The sequence below is a fragment of the Caulobacter sp. genome (assembly GCF_965279145.1).
GTDB lineage: Bacteria > Pseudomonadota > Alphaproteobacteria > Caulobacterales > Caulobacteraceae > Caulobacter.
The window spans coordinates 2,867,645-2,885,142 of sequence record NZ_OZ257139.1; the positions used below are offsets into that span (position 1 = coordinate 2,867,645).

General features: G+C 67.6%; 17 protein-coding genes. 2 read left to right on the forward strand and 15 right to left on the reverse strand.

Annotated features, from left to right (window positions below):
- Positions 1–54: 54 nt before the first annotated feature.
- The 6 genes from ACQY9P_RS13380 to ACQY9P_RS13405 all read right to left on the reverse strand — a co-directional run bounded on the left by ACQY9P_RS13380 (position 55) and on the right by ACQY9P_RS13405 (position 5,099).
- On the reverse strand, positions 55–576 hold the full coding sequence (locus ACQY9P_RS13380) for a TIGR00645 family protein (protein ID WP_421738787.1): 522 nt from the start codon (positions 574–576) through the stop codon (positions 55–57).
- Between the two features lie 20 nt (positions 577–596).
- Positions 597–2,309, reverse strand: a complete 1,713-nt coding sequence (locus ACQY9P_RS13385; protein ID WP_421738785.1) for a DUF4139 domain-containing protein — start codon at positions 2,307–2,309, stop codon at positions 597–599.
- Positions 2,306–3,676, reverse strand: coding sequence for a DUF4139 domain-containing protein (locus ACQY9P_RS13390; protein WP_421738784.1), 1,371 nt, complete (start codon positions 3,674–3,676; stop codon positions 2,306–2,308). Before ACQY9P_RS13390 ends, ACQY9P_RS13385 begins: the two co-directional genes overlap by 4 nt.
- Positions 3,677–3,866: 190 nt before the next feature.
- Positions 3,867–4,475 (reverse strand): peptide-methionine (S)-S-oxide reductase MsrA, encoded by a 609-nt coding sequence (gene msrA / locus ACQY9P_RS13395; protein WP_421738783.1) that lies wholly within the window; start codon positions 4,473–4,475, stop codon positions 3,867–3,869.
- A 67-nt stretch (positions 4,476–4,542) separates the two neighbouring features.
- On the reverse strand, positions 4,543–4,806 hold the full coding sequence (locus ACQY9P_RS13400; RefSeq protein ID WP_421738782.1) for a hypothetical protein: 264 nt from the start codon (positions 4,804–4,806) through the stop codon (positions 4,543–4,545).
- A complete protein-coding gene (locus ACQY9P_RS13405; RefSeq protein WP_421738781.1) occupies positions 4,803–5,099 on the reverse strand; it encodes a hypothetical protein in 297 nt (98 codons plus the stop codon). Before ACQY9P_RS13405 ends, ACQY9P_RS13400 begins: the two co-directional genes overlap by 4 nt.
- A gap of 20 nt (positions 5,100–5,119) precedes the next feature.
- On the opposite strand from ACQY9P_RS13405, the gene ACQY9P_RS13410 reads away from it, so the two are divergent.
- A complete protein-coding gene (locus ACQY9P_RS13410; protein WP_421738780.1) occupies positions 5,120–5,371 on the forward strand; it encodes a hypothetical protein in 252 nt (83 codons plus the stop codon).
- 286 nt (positions 5,372–5,657) lie between these two features.
- Here the strand turns inward: ACQY9P_RS13410 and pheT are convergent, their stop codons facing one another.
- From pheT to infC, 7 genes are all read right to left on the reverse strand, one after another.
- Positions 5,658–8,057: a phenylalanine--tRNA ligase subunit beta gene (gene pheT, locus ACQY9P_RS13415; protein WP_421738778.1), complete on the reverse strand. Its 2,400-nt coding sequence runs from the start codon at positions 8,055–8,057 to the stop codon at positions 5,658–5,660.
- Between the two features lie 157 nt (positions 8,058–8,214).
- Positions 8,215–9,288 (reverse strand): phenylalanine--tRNA ligase subunit alpha, encoded by a 1,074-nt coding sequence (gene pheS / locus ACQY9P_RS13420; RefSeq protein ID WP_421738777.1) that lies wholly within the window; start codon positions 9,286–9,288, stop codon positions 8,215–8,217.
- A 241-nt stretch (positions 9,289–9,529) separates the two neighbouring features.
- Entirely contained in the window at positions 9,530–9,889 is a 360-nt protein-coding gene (gene rplT, locus ACQY9P_RS13425; protein WP_108505198.1) for a 50S ribosomal protein L20, read from the reverse strand.
- Between the two features lie 15 nt (positions 9,890–9,904).
- Positions 9,905–10,105, reverse strand: coding sequence for a 50S ribosomal protein L35 (gene rpmI / locus ACQY9P_RS13430; protein WP_007672148.1), 201 nt, complete (start codon positions 10,103–10,105; stop codon positions 9,905–9,907).
- Positions 10,106–10,232: 127 nt separating this feature from the next.
- On the reverse strand, positions 10,233–11,444 hold the full coding sequence (locus tag ACQY9P_RS13435) for an MFS transporter (protein WP_421738776.1): 1,212 nt from the start codon (positions 11,442–11,444) through the stop codon (positions 10,233–10,235).
- A 104-nt stretch (positions 11,445–11,548) separates the two neighbouring features.
- On the reverse strand, positions 11,549–13,633 hold the full coding sequence (locus ACQY9P_RS13440) for a diguanylate cyclase (protein WP_421738775.1): 2,085 nt from the start codon (positions 13,631–13,633) through the stop codon (positions 11,549–11,551).
- Between the two features lie 341 nt (positions 13,634–13,974).
- On the reverse strand, positions 13,975–14,496 hold the full coding sequence (gene infC / locus ACQY9P_RS13445; protein ID WP_419255817.1) for a translation initiation factor IF-3: 522 nt from the start codon (positions 14,494–14,496) through the stop codon (positions 13,975–13,977).
- Positions 14,497–14,714: 218 nt separating this feature from the next.
- On the opposite strand from infC, the gene ACQY9P_RS13450 reads away from it, so the two are divergent.
- A complete protein-coding gene (locus ACQY9P_RS13450) occupies positions 14,715–15,320 on the forward strand; it encodes a YitT family protein (protein ID WP_421738774.1) in 606 nt (201 codons plus the stop codon).
- Here the strand turns inward: ACQY9P_RS13450 and ACQY9P_RS13455 are convergent.
- Both ACQY9P_RS13455 and ACQY9P_RS13460 read right to left on the reverse strand, forming a co-directional pair.
- Positions 15,317–16,285: a glycosyltransferase family 9 protein gene (locus ACQY9P_RS13455; protein WP_421738773.1), complete on the reverse strand. Its 969-nt coding sequence runs from the start codon at positions 16,283–16,285 to the stop codon at positions 15,317–15,319. The genes ACQY9P_RS13450 and ACQY9P_RS13455 overlap by 4 nt on opposite strands.
- A complete protein-coding gene (locus ACQY9P_RS13460) occupies positions 16,282–17,463 on the reverse strand; it encodes a glycosyltransferase family 4 protein (RefSeq protein WP_421738772.1) in 1,182 nt (393 codons plus the stop codon). Before ACQY9P_RS13460 ends, ACQY9P_RS13455 begins: the two co-directional genes overlap by 4 nt.
- Positions 17,464–17,498: the final 35 nt, after the last annotated feature.

A 17,498-nucleotide genomic window follows, 5' to 3' on the forward strand; every position in this document is an offset into this window, starting at 1 on the left:
CTCAACGGGCTGGCGGCGGCTTTGGTTCAGTCGGATCGGCGATTTGGCTCAGTGCTAGGAAACCCTGCTGTTCAGCCAGTCCATCAGCGCCAGCAGCACCCCCGAGACCACGAACGACAGGTGCACCACCACCAGCCACAGCAGGCGCGGCTCGTCCAGCGGCGTACCCGGTTCGCTAAGCTCCAGGAAGGCCTTGAGCAGGGCGATGGCCGAGATCGCCACGATGGAGGCGATCAGCTTCATCTTCAGGCCCGAGAAATCGACGGTGCCCATCCATTCGGGCCGATCCTCGTGGGCGGCCGTGTCGATCTTGGAGACGAAATTTTCGTAGCCGGACAGGGTGACGATCACCAGCAGGTTGGCCGCCAGAGACAGGTCGATCAGCGACAGCGCCATCAGGATGGCGTCCTCGGGCTTCATCGACAGCAGGTGGCCCAACTCGTGGAACAGCTCCTGGAAGAACACCACGATCAGGGCGGCCAGGGCGATGACCAGTCCCACATAAAACGGCGCCATCAGCCAGCGCGAGGCGAACAGGCCACGCTCCAGCATCACTTCCAGGCGGGGCTTGATCATGGGCGGCGAATCCTCGGGCGTCAGCCTTCGTATTCCACCACATAGCGCACGGTCTCGCGACCATTGGGCGACAGGGTGAAGCGCCAGGCGATCGCGCCGTCGCGGATGTCGTGTCTTTTGGGCTCGCTGATCACCTTCAGCGCGGTCTGGTGCTGGGGGTAGCGCAGTTCGATGGTGATCGGACCGCTCTTGGCGTTGGCCAGATCCACTTCGTAGGTCCGGCGCGTGCGGTGGCGGCCGGCCTTGGTCTCAGCCACCACGCGCGGCCTGATCGACACATCCATGGCTCGGCCGATGGCCAGGTCGAACGGTTGGCCGACAGGGACGTCGCGCATGGCCTGTTCGCCCGCGAAGGCGGGACGGCCGCCGGCGGTCTCCATCACCGCCAGGGCGCCGGAGGGCAGGGCCTTGCCCAGACCCTGATCCTTCTTGTTCTCCAACCGCAGCAACACGGTGGCGGCCGGAACCTGATCTTCGCCCTCATCGCTCCAGGGATCCACCGTGAACAGGTAGAGCCTCTGGAAGGTCACGCCCTTCTGGTCGAGGAAGGCCACCTGCTTGGTCTGGCGCGCGGCGACGGTGACGGGCTCGGGCAGGGTGTAGAGCTTGTAGTCGCCCAGCTCGGACTGCTCGGCCATCTTGGCGCGGGAGCCGCTGACGGCGATCTCCTCCACGCCGCCCCGCGCCATCATCACGGGCGACGCCATCGCCATCGGGGGCGCTGGCGGAGGCGGCGGCGGAGGCGGGGGTGGCCGCCCGTGCGTCGTGGTGTCCATTGGCCAGCAGGCGCGCTGGATGGCCTTGGTGTCGGCCGCCGGCACATTGACCGGCGCCCGCGATAGCTTGCCCGCCACGGCCTGGGTGGGGGCGTCGACGAAGCTGGTCCCGCTGGAATTGACCAGGGTCAGCCAGCCGGTCAGGTCCAGGGTTTTGCCGTCCGGGGCGATGCGCGCCACATAGTCGGCCTGCCAATTCACGCCGATGGCGAGGTAGGAGAGGGTCAGCTTCACCCGCGTGGCGGTCGGCACGTCTATCAGGGTCGAAAGCGCCGGCTTGTCTGAAAGGCCCTCGGGCACGTGGTCGAACACCAGCCGCTCGGCGCCGCCGGAGCAGCCCAGGGCCTCGACGCCGGTGGCGGTCTGCAACACCACGCCGTTGGGGCCCTGGCGGACGATGGCGGACTCGGCGGTCTGGCGACCGGTCTTGCGGTTGGTGCGAACGATGCCGACCGGCTGGTTCAACGACCGCTCCAGCAGGGTTCCGGGGCTGAGCAGGGCGTAGTCGTAGTTACGCTCGATCACGCCGCCGGGCAGGCCTTCCACCGCCGCGCTCTGCGGGATCAGGCCGTCTGCCACGCCGTCGAAGCGCAGGGTGTGGCGACCAGCGGGCAGGGTCACGGTCCGGATCTCGGTGACCAGGATCAGGCCCTTCTTCAGGGCCTGCTCACGCTGCCAGGGCTGCAGGGTCTGGAAGGCGCGAGAGTCGCCGCGATAGAGGGTGACGGCGGTGGTCTCGGCGGCGGGCGAGGGGATGGTGTCGGCCAGGGCGGGCGAGGCGAGTAGGGCGAGGGCCAGGGCGAAAGTCCTCCCCCTGAAGGGGGAGGCGGTCCCCGACTTGATCGGGGGCCGGAGGGGGAAGTCGGCAATGACTGAGCCGTCACTTCCCCCTCCGTCGGCTTCGCCGACACCTCCCCCGCTAGGGGGAGGATCTTTGATTTGGCGCCGCTTGCTCACCAGCCCGTCTCGACCGTGAAGGTCAGCACCGTCTCGCCATTGGCCGGCACGGGCACGCTCCAGCCCAGGGTGCGGGCGTCGATGCGGCGGCTTTTCAGGCTCTCGGCCTTGACCTCGCCGTCGCGCCACAGGCCGCCCTGGCGCAGCTCCACCGTCACCGCCTCGGGCCGGGCGTTGCGGATCAGGTACTTCATGGCGTAGCGCGAGCGCGTCTTGCTGACCCGCTCCTGGCTGACCAGCGTGGCCTGGCTGGTGACGTCGAAGGCGTCGCCGGTCTTGATCGACAGCTCCGAACCTGCGGGCGTGTGGCCGATGCTGTTCTCGCCGACGAACTTGGGATCGCCCGCCTGGTCGCGCATGTAGACGCGCATGACCCCGGCCGGCAGCTGGCTGCCCAGGCCCGCCAGCTTTGCGTTGCTGAACTGGATGGCCACGGTGGCCGACGAGGGGTTGGCCTCGCTGGTGAAGCCGCCTTCGCGGATCTCATAGACCTTTCTGGCGCTCACGCCCTGGGCGCTGAGGAAGCCGACCTGCTTGCTCTGGTTGGCGGCGATCGTGGTCCGCTGCGGCAGGGGATAGACATAGTAGTCGGCCAGGCGCTCGGCGTCGCCGCTCTCCATGCCCGCGGACTGCATCGCCGTGTTGGACTGGCGATAGCCGCCGTTGTTAAGTTGGTTCACGTCGCCGGCCACCAGCTGGGTGCGGGCGTTCTCGAACGGGGTGCCGGACTCGTTGGTCAGGGTGATCCAGCCCTGAAGGTCCAGCGCGCCTTTCTTCTCGTCGAACAGGGCCACATAGTCGGCCTTCCAGCCCAGACCCGAGGTCAGGTAGCTGAGCCTGGAGGCGCGAGGGCCGGCCCTGTCGGCGTCGACCGTGACCGACAGGGTGGGGCGCGCGCGGAGGGTCTCGGGCACCTTGTCGAAGATCACCCGGGTGGGCACGCCGTCGTCGCGCAGCACCTCGATGCGGTCGCCGATCTTCAGCACCACGCCTTCGTTGGCGGCCAGCACTGTGGCGGTCTCGATGGTTTCCTTGCCGTCGCCCGGATTGGTGCGGACGATCTTCACCTGCTGGCCGACCGCCTTTTCCATCAGCTTGTCGGGGGTCAGCAGGTCGTAGTCGAAGTTCTGCTCGATGATCGTCACGCCGGCGGCCGACAGGCTGACCGTTTCGGGCCGGATGGCGGCCGAGACGTCCTTGAACTCCAGCCGCTGGCGACCGGCCTTCAGGTCCAGGTCGCGGGCGTCCTCCACCAGGGCGAGGTTGGAGTTGTAGATGGTGACCGAAAGGTCGGGCGCCGTCTGGGCGTGGGCCGAGCCCGCGGCCAGCACAAGCGCGGCGGTCGCCAAAAGCGCGCGACGATTCATCGACGTCCTCCCATTTTACAGACTTAAATCTACATGGGATTGGGGCGGAGTCGAGGCGGGTGTGTCGAGATCCTCCCCCCAGCGGGGGAGGTGTCGGCGAAGCCGACGGAGGGGGAAGTATTGGCTCAGTCATTGCCGACTTCCCCCGCCGGCCTCCGGCCGCCTCCCCCTTCAGGGGGAGGATCGTAGATCAGCCGCCCCAGACCTGCTTCAGCCGCAGGTCGCGCCCGCAGCCCATGCGATACGCCTGATAGTTCAGAGTGTGCCGCTTGGCGTAGTCGCGGTGGTATTCCTCGGCCGGCCAGAAGGTCTTCAGGTCGAGGATCGGGGTGACCATCTTGCCCGTCTTCAGGCGCGTGGCGGCCTCGGCGCGGGACTTTTCGGCGATCTTGCGCTGCTCGGGTCCGTTGACGAACACGGCCGGGCGATAGGAGGGGCCCCGGTCGCAGAACTGGCCGCCGTCGTCGGTGGGGTCGACCAGCTTCCAGTAGCGATACAGCAGGAAGCCATAGTCCAGCTTGGCCGGATCATAGGTGACGCGCACCGACTCGTAGTGACCGCTGGTTTCGCGGGTGACGTCTTCGTAGCGCGGCTTGTTGACGTGGCCGCCGGTGTAGCCGCTCTCGACCTTGAGCACGCCGGGCACGCCCTGCATGTCGTGCTCCATGCACCAGAAGCAGCCGCCGGCGAACACGGCGGTAGCGGGCTCCCCACGCTTGGGTTGGGGCGGCGTCGCGGCCAGGGCGGGCAGGGCCGCCAGGGCGAAGACGGAGATCAGCAGGGAGAGCAGGCGGCGCATGTGACTGGAGTTCCCGAGCGGCCCGACGGCGGGCCTGCCTTCAGATACGGATCAGCGCCGCGTTTGGTTACGCGCGCCAGCCAAAACCGACGCCGCGCACCGAAGGACAGGCCGCCAGGCGCGAGGCCAGGCTCTGGGCGCGGTCGTCGCCCTGGTCGTCGATCTCCAGGCGAATGGCCAGGGTCGAGCCGTCGGGTGTGGCGGTCAGGGCGCGCAGGCGGGTCTGCTGCACGCTGGCCACGCCCAACACCCGCATCAGGGCGTCGGGCGTGTCTTCGGCGGTGACGAGGAAGAGCCTACGTTTGTCCTCATCCGGTTTTCGGTCGGTCAAGGTCGCACCCACTGATGCTCGACGCTGGCCGAGCTGACGCCGGGCCAGGCGGCCAGGTCGCGGGCCAGCAGGCGGGCGGCCTGGTCGCCCAGGCGACGGACGCGCAGCGACGCCTCGACGATCTGGCCCACGGGCTTGAGCGTCAGGTTGCACAGCTCGGCGCCGCTGTCGGCCAGGCCCTGGCGAACGGCGTCCAGCGCGCTGTGGGCGTCGTCGGCGGCCAACAGCAGCTGGTGAACGGTGACGCCGTCGGCGTCGCTGTGGAAGGCGGGTGGTGCGGGCAGGTAGCTCATGGTCTTCAGTCCCCCTCTGGGTGGTTTTGGAGACCGGCGAAACGCGCAACAAAAAAGCCCCGCTCCTTTCGGAAGCGGGGCTTTTTGAAGATCTTGCGATCCGTCGGCTGCGTTCAGTCTATCTCGCGCGCCGTTGCCCCGTCCGTACCGGAACGGTTTTAATCTGGTTCCACATCATAATGGTCGCGGCGCACGACATCGCCGCGACGGCGGCAAAGCCGGTCGTGAAGGCGATGTTCAGAGCGAGTTGCGAAACCATTTGGATCCAGTGACTCCGTGCGAGAGCACTAGAGGTAGCGTGGGCCAGGGCCATGCGCAAGACCTTGCCTCGAAAGGAGGCGATCGGTCGCGGATGGAGGCCAAATGTTCGAAGCTTGGGCGTGGGCGCCCAAGTCGTGGGCGAACCTCCCCCTGAAGGGGGAGGCGACCGAAGGTCGGAGGGGGAAGACCGCAATGAGTCAGCGGTGACTTCCCCCACCGTCGGCGGAGTTTATCCTCGGGCCGGCCGCTGGCCGGTCCCGGGGGCCGACACCTCCCCCGCTAGGGCGAGGCCCGGATTTAAGACCGCAGCTTGCCGCCGGCCTTCTCGGCCGCCGCGACGATCTTGGCCGACAGGGCCTCGATATCCGCGTCGGTCAGGGTGGCCTCGCGCGGCTGGACCACGATCTCCAGCGCGATCGACTTGAAGCCTTCCGGCACGCCGGGGCCTTCATAGACGTCGAACACGCGGGCGGCCGTGATCAGCGCCTTGTCGGCGCCCAGCGCGGCCTTTTGCAGATCACCCGCCGCCTTGGTTTTCTCGACCAGGAAGGCGAAGTCGCGGGTCAGGGGCATCAGCGGCGAGGGCGAGAAGGCGGCCCTGGACTTGATGGCCTTCTTCTTGGGCTCGGGGATGGCTTCCAGGGTGATCTCGAAGCCATAGACCGGACCCGAGACGTCCAGCGCCTTCAGAACGGCCGGATGCAGCTCGCCGAACTCGGCCATCACCGCCTTGGGGCCCAGCTGCAGGCGCGCCGAGCGGCCCGGATGCCACCAGGACGAGGCCGAGCCTTGCGCGGTCTGCAGCTTGTCGACCGGCGCGCCCAGCTCCTCCAGCAGGGCCAGCAGGTCGGCCTTCATGGTGAAGACATCGTCCTGCTTGGCCTTGTCCCAGCCGCGCGGGGCGCGGGGAACCAGGATGGCGGCCACCACGGTGCGCTGGTCCTGCGGACGGTCGCCGTGGAAGGTGGGGCCGATCTCGAACAGGGCGACGTCCGGGAAGCCCTGGCGGGCGTTGCGGCCGGCGGCCTCGATCAGGTTGGGCAGCAGCGACGGGCGCATGCAGTCCAGCTCCGAAGCGATCGGATTGGCCAGGATCAGCTCGGCCGCGCCGCCGCCGAACAGGGTCGCGGTCTTCTGGTTGGTGAAGCTCCAGGTCAGGGCCTCGGCGTAGCCGGCGGCGGCCAGGGCGCGACGGGCGGCGCGAGCGCGGGCCTGCTTGGGCGTCAGGATGCCGCCGACGGCGCGGGGAGCCTCGGGCAGGGGCGTCGAGGGCAGGGCGCCGTAGCCGGCGATGCGGGCGACTTCCTCGACCAGATCGGCCTTGCCCGCGACGTCGCGGCGGAAGGTCGGCGGCGTCACCGTCCAGGGCGAGCCCAGCACGATGTCGAAGCCCAGGTCGGCCAGGATCTGGCGGGTGCGGTCCGGCGAGATGGCCAGGCCCGACAGCTGCTCGACATAGTCGGGCTCGAACGCGAAGCCGGTCGGCGCGGCGGGAGCCTCGCCAGCCACCACGATCTCCGACGGCTCGCCGCCGCAGAGCTCAAGGATCAGCTTGGTCGCCAGTTCCACGCCCGGAACCACCGAGCCGGTGTCGACGGTGCGGGCGAAGCGGTACTGGGCGTCGCTGTTGATGCCGGTGGTGCGGCCGGTCTGGGCGATGCGGATCGGTTCGAACCAGGCGCTCTCGACGAAGACGTCGGTGGTCTCGTCCGAGCAGCCGGTGCTTTCGCCGCCCATGACGCCGCCCAGGCCGATCGGGCGCTCGCCCGCCGCGTCGGCGATCGCGCACATGTCGGGCGTCAGCTCGTAGGTCTTGCCGTCCAAGGCGATCAGGTGCTCGTCGCCGTGCTGGCCGTGGCGGCCCATCCGGGTGGAGATCTCGGTCCCCGACAGCTTGGCCGCGTCATAGACGTGCAGCGGCCGCGCGCGGTCGTAGCTGACCAGGTTGGTGATATCCACGAGGGCGCTGATCGGGCGCAGGCCGATGGCCAGCAGGCGGTCCTGCAGCCACTGGGGCGAGGGACCGTTCCTGACGCCCTTGATCAGGCGGCCGGCGAACACCGGGCAGGCCTCGCCGTCGACCTTGACCGTGATCGGGCAGGGGAAGGCGCCGGCCACGGGGGCGATCGACAGGTCCTTCAGCGTCCCGACGCCGGCGGCGGCCAGGTCGCGGGCGATGCCGGCCACGCCCAGCCAGTCGGGGCGGTTGGGGGTGACCTCGAAGTCGATGACGGCTTCCAGGCCCAGCGCCGTGGCGGCTGGCGTGCCCACAGCCAGGTCGTCCGGCAGCTCCATGATGCCGTCGCTCTCGCTGGCGGCTTCCAGCTCGGAGGCCGAGCACAGCATGCCGTTGGAGACGACGCCGCGCACCGGCTTTTCCACCAGGGTCACGCCCAGGCCGGGCACATAGGCGCCGATCGGGGCATAGATGGTGGTCAGGCCCGCGCGGGCGTTGGGCGCGCCGCAGACGATCTCCTTCATGCCGTCGACGGTGTCGACCTGGCAGACGCGAAGGCGGTCGGCGTTCGGATGCTGCACGGCCTCCACGATCTTGGCGACCGTGAAGGCGGCCAGCTTGGTCGCCGGATCGGTGACGTGCTCGACCTCGAGGCCGGCCATGGTCATGGCGGCGACGACGTCGGCGGCGGTGGCGGTGGTCTCAAGATGGTCCTTGAGCCAGGAGAGGGTGAATTTCATCGTTGGAACTCACGGTTCCTTCTCCCCTTGCGGGAGAAGGTGGCCTGCGAAGCAGGACGGATGAGGGGTTTCTCGGCGAGCCCGGCGCGACCCCTCATCCGGCCTTTCAGGCCACCTTCTCCCGCAATGGGAGAAGGGATGAGGAGCGCGGCCGGCATCAGCTGAGACCGGAGGCCGCGTTCGGCGCGGCAAAGGCGCTGAAGCCGTAGTGGGCCAGCCAGCGGCTGTCGGACGACCACATGTCGCGCAGGTCGGGCATGCCGTATTTCAGCATCCCCAGGCGGTCGACGCCCATGCCGAAGGCGAAGCCCTGGTACTCGTCCGGATCGATGCCGCAGGCGCGCAGGACATTGGGGTGAACCATGCCGCAGCCCAGGATCTCCAGCCACGACGTGCCCTGGCCGATCTTGATCTCGCCGCCGCTGCGATCGCACTGCACGTCCATCTCGGCCGACGGCTCGGTGAACGGGAAGTGGTGCGGGCGGAACTGGGTGGTCACCGCGTCGGTCTCGAAGAACCGCGCCAGGAAGGTCTCCAGGGTCCATTTCAGGTGGCCCATATGGATGCCCTTGTCGATCACCAGGCCCTCGACCTGGTGGAACACCGGCGTGTGGGTGGCGTCGTTGTCGCAGCGATAGGTGCGGCCCGGGGCGATGATCCGGATCGGCGGCTGTTGCGACACCATGGTCCGCACCTGCACGGGGCTGGTGTGGGTGCGCAGCAGCATGCGCTCGCCCGACTCCTTCGGGTTGAAGAAGAAGGTGTCGTGCATCTCGCGGGCCGGGTGCTTCTCGGGGAAGTTCAGGGCCGTGAAATTGTGGAAGTCGTCCTCGATGTCCGGACCTTCGGCGACGGCGAAGCCCATCTCGGCGAAGATGGCGATCATCTCGTCCATGGTCTGCATGGTCGGGTGGACCGATCCCTTGCGGCGGTAGGGCGCCGGCAGGGTGAGGTCCAGGGTCTCGCTGGCCAGGCGCGCTTCCATCTCGGCGGCCTCCAGCGTGGCCTTGCGGTCGGCGATGGCGGCGGCCGCGGCGTCCCGCAGGGCGTTGATCGCCGCCCCCTGCGTCTTGCGCTCCTCGGGGCTCATCGCGCCGAGGGTCTTGAGCAGGCCGGAGATCGAGCCGGTCTTTCCCAGGGCCGCGACGCGCACGGCGTCGAGGGCGGCAAGGTCGGCGGCGCCGGCGACTTGCGCCAGCACATCGGATTCGAGAGTTTTGAGATCGGTCATGACGGGCATCCGTCTAGGCGGTTTCGGTGGAACTGGCGAGAGCGGTGCGCACCAGATCCTCCCCCCAGCGGGAGAGGTGTCGGCGAAGCCGACGGAGGGGGAAGCCGATCCCCGGCCGAGGGGAGTTCCCCCTCCGGCCCTTCGGGCCACCTCCCCCGCTGGGGGGAGGATGGCAAAAAGCCCCCCGGTTCGCACCGAGGGGCTTTTCTAGATCGCAATCGGGACGAACCCGAAAAAGACCTTAGGCGGCCAGGGCGGTGCGGACCTTGTCAGCAATGGCCTTGAACGCGATCGGGTCGTTACCCGCGATATCCGACAGAACCTTACGGTCGATCACGATACCCGCCACGTCCAGGCCGTGGATAAACTGCGAGTAGGTGAAGCCTTCGGTGCGGGCGCCGGCGTTGATGCGTTGGATCCACAGCGAGCGGAACGCCCGCTTGCGAACCTTGCGGTCGCGGTACGCGTACTGGCCGGCCTTGTCGACGGCGGCCTTGGCGGTGCGGATGGTGTTCTTGCGGCGGCCGTAGAAGCCTTTCGCCTGCTCAAGAACCTTCTTGTGCTTGGCGTGGGCGGTGACGCCCCTTTTGACGCGAGCCATGTGTCAGCGCTCCTCTTAAAGGCCGTAGGGCAGGTACGAACGGATGGTCTTGGCGTCGGATTCGCTCATGACCTTCGTGCCGCGGTTTTGGCGGATGTACTTGCCGTTGTGGCCGATCAGACGGTGACGCTTGCCGGCGACGCCGGCTTTCAGCAGGCCCGTGGCCGTGATCTTGAAGCGCTTCTTCGCGCCCGACTTGGTCTTCAACTTAGGCATTTCGCGTCGGAGCTTTCGCCCCGTCCTCTGGGATAGCAAGACGAACCGCCATGGCATGCCAATAAGCCAGGCGGTTCCGGAAAGGCGGGGTTAGTACGGGAAAGAGTCGCTCAAGGCAAGCGAGTCGTCAGGCGGCCGTCTTGGTCTGGCCCACCAGGCGGAAGCCGAAATAGGCGGCGGGCAGCATCAGCAGGGCGCCGAACCAGTACGGACCGCCGACCGTGAGGCCAAACAGGGGGCCGGCCGCCAGCGGGCCGATCATCCGGGCCAGCGAGCCGGACGCCATGTTCAGGCCCAGGGTCGCGCCCTGGCGGTCGGGTGGGGTGGCCCGTGAGATCAGGGCCCCGACGCAGGGAAACACCATCGACTGGCCAAACGCCGTCAGGCCCACCAGCAGCGGCACGAACACCCAGCTGGGCGAGAACGGCGTCAGGGCCATCGACAGGGCGATCAGGCACAGCCCCGTGGTCAGCACGCGAGGCTCGCCGAACCGGCGGGCCATCTTGCCTGTCAGCACGCCCTGGCCCACGGCGGCCACCACCCCGATCACCGCGAAGCACAGGCCCACCTGCTGCGGTCCCCAGTTAAACCGGGCCTGGGTCCAGAGGCCAAAGACGGCCTCCATGCCTGAGAAGGCGGCAGTGGAGACGAAGGTGATCAACAGCACGCGCGAGACCACCGGATTGGCCAGGGCGGCGTCCAGAACCTCGCGGCGATTGGGTTGCGCGACATGCGACGGCGCGCTGACCCGGCTCTCCTTCACGAACAGGAAGACGCCCAAAGCGGCGATGGCCGCCAGGCCGGCGGCGGCCAGCAGCGGAATCTGGTACCCCAGTCGACCGGCGCCGGGATGGGCCAGGATCCCGCCCAGGAACGGACCGACCACGAAGCCTAAGCCGAAGGCGCTGCCCAGCAGGCCCATGCGCTCGGCCCGCCGGGCAGGGGGCGTGACATCGGCCATGTAGCCCTGGATGGTCGAGATGTTGCCGGTGGCGAACCCGCCGACCAGACGCACCAGGAAGGCGACGCCGATCGTCGGCGCGAACGCCAGCGCCACATAGGCCAGCACATTGGCCAGGATGGTGATGATCAGGACGGGGCGTCGGCCGATGCGGTCCGACAGGCGTCCCCAGAAGGGTTCGGCGAAGAACTGCCCGAACGAATAGGCCGAGAACATCGCCGTCACCTGCCACGGCGCGGCGTTCAGCGACTTGGCGTAGAACGGCAGCAGCGGAATGACGATCCCGAAGCCCACCAGGTTGATAAACACCACCAGCAGCAGGACATACAGCGCGCGCTCGCTGTGGGCGGGTTCTGCTTCTGTGGACGTGGCGGACATGGACGACGCTTTCGAAGGGCCGTCCGGATACGCTTTTTCCGACCGTCAGACGACTCAAACCTGACCTGGGGTCGCGAAACGCCGCTGTCGGTTGAGTGGGTGGGCTATCCGGCCAGCGCGACCGACGGCTCGGGCAGAAGGCTCGCCCGCGCCACACGGTTGCGCCCGGCCTGTTTGGCGCTGTAGAGCGCGGCGTCCGCGCGGGCCATCAGACTATCGGGCGTGTCGCCTGGCCTGAACGCGGCGACCCCGAAGCTGCAGCGGACCTGGCCCACGGTCTCGAACCGGGTGGCTTCGATCGAAGCTCTCAGCTTTTCGGCGACATGGAAGGCTGTCTGCTCGCTGGCGTGCGGACAGACAATCACGAATTCCTCTCCGCCCCATCGCGCCGCCAGGTCCGTGTTGCGCACGCCGTCGCGCAGCAGTTGCGAAATGTGGGCCAGCACGCTGTCGCCAACCGCGTGGCCGTAGGTGTCGTTGACCTGCTTGAAGTGATCCACGTCGCAGATCATCAGGCCGAGCGAGGTCTCATAGCGATGGGCGCGTTGGAACTCCGCGGCGAGGGTCTCATTCAGTTTCAACCGGTTGCTGAGACCCGTCAGAGTGTCCGTGGACGCCTTGCGTCCCAGGTCCCGAGCCAGGTTCTGCAGTTGCAGGCGTCGATCCATCAGTACGGCGTCGCGTTCGGCATGCTCGCGACCCAGAAGATAGATCAGCCACATGACGGTCAGCAGAAGCGTGATGATGATGCCCAGCGCGCGGCTGGCGACGATCGAGGTGGTCGGGATCAGGACGACCAGGGACCAGCCCTCCCGGCCGATTGGCTGGCGCCTGACATAGTTGCGCTGGCCGTCCAGCATGGCCCAGCCCGATCCGGCGATGGACCGCGGGAGGATGGGGCTTGAGGTGGGCGCGGGCGCCGTTCCCGCTCCTTGGGGGCCCCACAAGACCCTGTCCAGGGCCCCGGATCGGTTGGTCGATCGGACGACATTTTGCGGGTCAATCACGAAATACGGGCGCGGCAAGGCGTGCAGCGCCTGGTCCAGGGCGTCCAGACGGCTTTTCAGCACCACGTGACCCACAATCCGCCCGTCCGGTTCGCGGATAGGCGTACGGAAATGGTAGGCGTGGCTGGCGTCCAGGTCGTCGAAGTCGAAGCGCTCATGGATGGCGGTGGTTCGCAGGGTCTGGGGAGCGTTCTTCTGCTCCCGAGATCCGAACCGGGCGACGATCCTGTCCGCGCTGTTGAGGATATAGCCCTCGGTGGCCTTTGATCCGACGACATGAAGGCGCAGCGCGGCCCTGACTTCGGCCGCGTCGCCCGCCCTCGGGTTGTCCGCGAAGGCGACGACCGAGGGCAGTCTGGCGAGCGCCCGGCTCATCAGTTCCAGCGGCGCGGTGCTGGCGTTGATCTGGCTGGTCAGCAGAGCAAGGCTGTTTTGAGCCTCGAGCGCCACAGTGCGCTCATGCGCTTCGCCCAGGCGCTGGGTCAGCTCCCAGCCTCCCGTGAAAATCAGGGTGATGGCCGTCACCGTCCACAGAAACTGGCGTCGCAGATAGGCGGAGTAACGTTCCGAAGCGATCTCCTGGGCCAGCAGACGTCCCGAGATCGTCCAGATCGAAAACGCCAGGAGCGTCGCCAGCAGGCCGCGAACAAGTTGGATCGGAACGCCGGACAACTGCGCGAACCGGGTCTGGTTGACGATGGTGGTCGGCCAGAACGCCGCTGCGGGGACAATCGCGCCGGCGCAGAGGCCGTACAGCACGAAGGCGGCCGCCACGACGAGGGCCCAGATCTTCAGAGGCCCCGTATTGCGCGCCGCATGCTTGGAGAAGACCCAGGCGCTCAGCAGCGCTCCGGGCAGGCCCAGCGTGTAACGCGCCGCGGCGTTCAGGGCCATCGTCCCGCCGGTGAGGAAGGCCACGATCAAAACGAGCAGAACGGGGGCGTATATCCACCGTCCGGGTGTCTTTTGGCCGAGCTTGGGCAGGTCGCCCCGGCCAAACTCCATCAACAGGCCGAACGATGCGGTCATCAGCACGGTGCGCAGCAGCGTGAAGGCCGGTGTGTCGCTGATCGATAGCGCGATCAGGTCCATCCACTCGCAGGCGCCGTGCAGAAGCGCGAATGCGCCGAGCAGCCCCCAGGCGCTGATCCGCTGCGCGCCCCGCGCAATCGTGAAGCACACGGCCCCCAAGAGAACGAATGAGAACCCGTAAAAGAAGAAAATGAAATCCAGCTGTGATGTCAGGAAATCACGCATTTCTCTTCCGCATCTAGGTATTCAGAGGTTGTATGAAGTTCATGGGAACTACCATACGTCTCTTTTTTCAAACCTATGCCTTCAGGGTAGGCCCTTCTGGGTTAAGGGATTTGTGGAAGGTGATTGCGACATTATAGCGCGGAGCAATCGCGGCGAACTGGATCTCGCGCTTCCGGCTTTGGGTGCAAGCAGGCTCCAGCCCAAACGAAAAACGCCCCGGCCGAGGCCGGGGCGTTGATCCGGAAACGAGAGTCCGGAGCGGCGGCTTAGCGCGGCGCCAGGATCATGATCATCTGCCGGCCTTCCATGCGCGGCTCGTACTCGACCTTGGCGATTTCCTCGAAGTCGGTCTTCACCTTGATCAGCAGCTTCATGCCCAGCTCGGGGTGAGCCATTTCACGGCCGCGGAAGCGCAGGGTCACCTTGACCTTGTCGCCCTCCTCGAAGAACCGGGTCATGGCCTTGGTCTTCACCTCGTAGTCGTGGATGTCGATGTTGGGGCGGAGCTTGATTTCCTTGAGCTCGACGATCTTCTGCCGTTTGCGCGCCTCGTTCTTCTTCTTCTGCTCCTGGAACTTGAACTTGCCGTAGTCCAGGATCTTGCAGACGGGAGGATTGGCGTTCGGAACGATTTCCACCAGGTCCAGACCAGCTTCTTCCGCCGCTTCGAGGGCGGAGGCGGTCGGCATCTCGCCTTGCTTCTCGCCGTTTTGGTCGATCAGCAGGACGCGCGGGACGCGGATTTCATCGTTGATACGCGGTCCGTCTTTGACGGGCGGCGTTTGCATAGGACGGCGAATAGGGGCGGCTCCGGTACAGTTGAACGAGGTCGCGCCGCGCGAAAGCGCGCTGCGAGGAAATGATATATGACCTGCCGGGCGCCCTGTATCAAGCGGCGCGAACCAAACAGGCGCCAGCGCAGCCAATCCTTTTGGGCGCAAGGCGTATCAGGGACGGAAACGGCCGGGCGGGAACATGTTTTTTCCCTGACGGATAACGACCCGCCTTGCCCCCTGACACACATCGCCACACGCCCCTCGAGGACGTCCACGCCCTGCTGATCGGCTCCAGCTTCATCGCCGTGGGCCTGACCCTGCTGAAGACCGCCGGACTGGTCACCGGAGGCGTCGCGGGGGTGGCGCTGATCATCTCCTACCTGACCAACTGGCCGGTCGGCACGGTGTTCCTGGTGCTCAATATTCCCTTCTACGTCTTGGCGCAGCGGGCTTTGGGCTGGGCGTTCACGGTCAAGACCCTGGTCACCAACCTGCTGCTGGCGGGGCTGGCGTTCGGCATGCCGCACTGGCTGAAGGTGACGGGCGTCGACCCGATCTTCGCGGCCATTTTCGGCGGCACGATCATCGGGATGGGGATCCTGGCGTTGGCCCGGCACCGCTCCAGCGTCGGGGGCGTCGGGGTGCTGGCGCTGTATCTTCAGGAAAAGCGCGGCGTCAGTGCGGGCAAGGTGCAGATGATCGCCGATTGCCTGATCGTCGCGGCCGCCTTCGCGGTGATCAGCCCGGCCAAGCTGCTGCTGTCGATTCTCTCGGCGGTGGCCCTGAGCGCCGTGATCATCGCCAACCACCGGCCTGGACGGTACGCGGGGTACTAAGGCAGCAGGCTCATCGCCGCGCTGGCCACGGTTGAGACGGGCAGGGCCTTCAGATCGGGAGACTTGATCACCGCCACGTGGCCGCGCGGGCCGCACAGGTCGGGGTCGGAGGCGTCCGAGAACAGGGCGATGGTCGGCGCGCCGGAAGCGGCCAGCAGGTGCGTGGGGCCGGTGTCGTTGCCGACCACCAGCGCCGCCTTGGCGCCCAGCACGGCCAGTTGGGCGAAGTCGGTGCGGCCGGTCAGGTCGCGGGCCTGGCCGACGGACTTCTGGATCGCCCGCGCCATGGCGCTTTCCTGCGGTCCGCCGATGATGACGATGTCCAGCCCGCGCGCCTTCAGCAGCGACCCCAGCTGGGCGAAGGCCTCGACCGGCCAGCGCTTTTCCGGCCGGTGGGCCGAGCCGCCGGGCACGAACAGCACATAGGGGCGCGGCGCGGCGGCGCCGGCCACCGGCCGGGCTTCCTTGTGCTTGCGCAGGATCCACGACAGGTCCGGCGGCGGGGCGTTGCCGGGCTCGGTCGGCGCGTCGGGCCAGATGCCGGCGGCCTTGAGCTGGTCGGCCTGCCGCTCAAGGGTGTGCATGCGCAGCCGGGCCTTGCCCTTCTGGGGCAGGGCGCAGCCGGCGGCGATACCGTTCCATTGCGGCGGAAAGGGCCGCAGGGCCTGGAAATACCAGTTGGTGCGGCTGTTGGTCTGCAGGTCGTAGACGCGGTCGTAGCGGGCCGCGCGCAGACGGCCCAGCATCCGGGTCAGGTCGCCGAAGTCATCGGGGCGGCCATCGGTCTCGACGGTGTTGAAATAGGGGCTGAGCTTGGCCAGCGCCTCGAAGGGCGGCGTGGTCAGCAGGGTGATCTTGGCCTTGGGGTGCGCCTCGCGGATCTTCTTCATCGCCGCGAGCGCGAGAACGAAATCGCCGAGGGCCCCCAGTTTGATCACCAGGACCTTCTTGATCTCCTTGCTCACGGTCTCCGCTCCAAAACTCTGGCTTCCAGTACGCGCGCATAAACTTGAAGGGTGGCTTCGCACATGGCGTCCACCGAATACAACCGTCGAGCGCGGGCGCGGGCGGTTTGTCCCATGGTCTGGCGCGCGGCCGCGCCGGCGTCGCGGGCGATCACGAGGGCGTCGGCCCAGGCCTGGGCGTCGCCGGGGGCGACCAGCCAACCGGTTTCGCCGTTCAGCACGGTTTCGCGGGCCGCGCCATGGTCGGCGGCCAGCACCGGCCGGCCCATCACCTGCGGCTCCACGGCGGTGCGGCCGAAGGCTTCGGGTTCAAGCGAGGGCGCGATGGCCAGGTCGGCCAGCAGATAGGCGGCCGGCATGTCGTCGCAATGCCCGACGATCTTCACGTCGCCCTCCAGCCCCGCGGCGCCGATCTGGGCCTCGAGCTCGGCGCGATAGGCCTTGCGGCCCTGATCGTCGCCGACCAGCAGCAGCAGGATACGGTCCTGGCCGGCCTGCTTGAGGCGAGACATCGCCTCGATCAGCAGGGACTGGCCCTTCCAGCGGGTCAGGCGGCCCGCCAGCAGCACCTTCAGCCGGCGATCGTCCGCCTCGACGCCCCAGGCCCGGCGCAGGGTCTCGATGCGCTCGTGACCGACCATGCCGGGCTCGAAGCGGGTCAGGTCGACGCCGCGCGGGATGGCCACCACCCGGGCCGGATCGACGCCATGCTCCTTGATCACGTGAGCGCGGGTATATTCCGAATTGGCGATCACCAGGTCGCCCTTGGTCATCACCGCGTTGTACCAGCGCTTGAGGTTGGACTTGGCGTTATAGACGCCGTGATAGGTGGCGACGAACGGGGTCTTGGTGGCGTGCGCGGCCCACAGGGCGCTGAAGGCCGGGGCGCGCGAGCGGGCGTGGACCAGGCTGACCTTCTCGCGCCGGATCAGGTCGATCAGCCGGGCGGCGTTGCCCAGCATGACCAGCGGGTTCTTGGACTGGGCGGGCATCTGGGCCAGGCGGGCGCCGTCGGCTTCCAGGCGCGAGGCCATCCGGCCGCCCTTGGTCGCGACCAGCGCCTTGCCGCCTTGCGTCACGACCGCATGGGCGACATCTATCGTGGTCTGTTCGGCGCCGCCCGTCTCGAGTTCGGGGGTGACCTGCAGCAGGGTAAAATCGGCGGGTAGGTCGGTCACGCGACTCTCGGCTGAAACGACGAGCTTAGTTAGCG

Bases quoted from the DNA above. Each gene is read 5' to 3' on its own strand.
- ACQY9P_RS13380 (WP_421738787.1), bottom strand. From the start codon at position 576: ATGATCAAGCCCCGCCTGGAAGTGATGCTGGAGCGTGGCCTGTTCGCC.
- ACQY9P_RS13390 (WP_421738784.1), bottom strand. From the start codon at position 3,676: ATGAATCGTCGCGCGCTTTTGGCGACCGCCGCGCTTGTGCTGGCCGCG.
- msrA (WP_421738783.1), bottom strand. From the start codon at position 4,475: ATGCGCCGCCTGCTCTCCCTGCTGATCTCCGTCTTCGCCCTGGCGGCC.
- ACQY9P_RS13405 (WP_421738781.1), bottom strand. From the start codon at position 5,099: ATGAGCTACCTGCCCGCACCACCCGCCTTCCACAGCGACGCCGACGGC.
- pheT (WP_421738778.1), bottom strand. From the start codon at position 8,057: ATGAAATTCACCCTCTCCTGGCTCAAGGACCATCTTGAGACCACCGCC.
- pheS (WP_421738777.1), bottom strand. From the start codon at position 9,288: ATGACCGATCTCAAAACTCTCGAATCCGATGTGCTGGCGCAAGTCGCC.
- rplT (WP_108505198.1), bottom strand. From the start codon at position 9,889: ATGGCTCGCGTCAAAAGGGGCGTCACCGCCCACGCCAAGCACAAGAAG.
- rpmI (WP_007672148.1), bottom strand. From the start codon at position 10,105: ATGCCTAAGTTGAAGACCAAGTCGGGCGCGAAGAAGCGCTTCAAGATC.
- ACQY9P_RS13435 (WP_421738776.1), bottom strand. From the start codon at position 11,444: ATGTCCGCCACGTCCACAGAAGCAGAACCCGCCCACAGCGAGCGCGCG.
- infC (WP_419255817.1), bottom strand. From the start codon at position 14,496: ATGCAAACGCCGCCCGTCAAAGACGGACCGCGTATCAACGATGAAATC.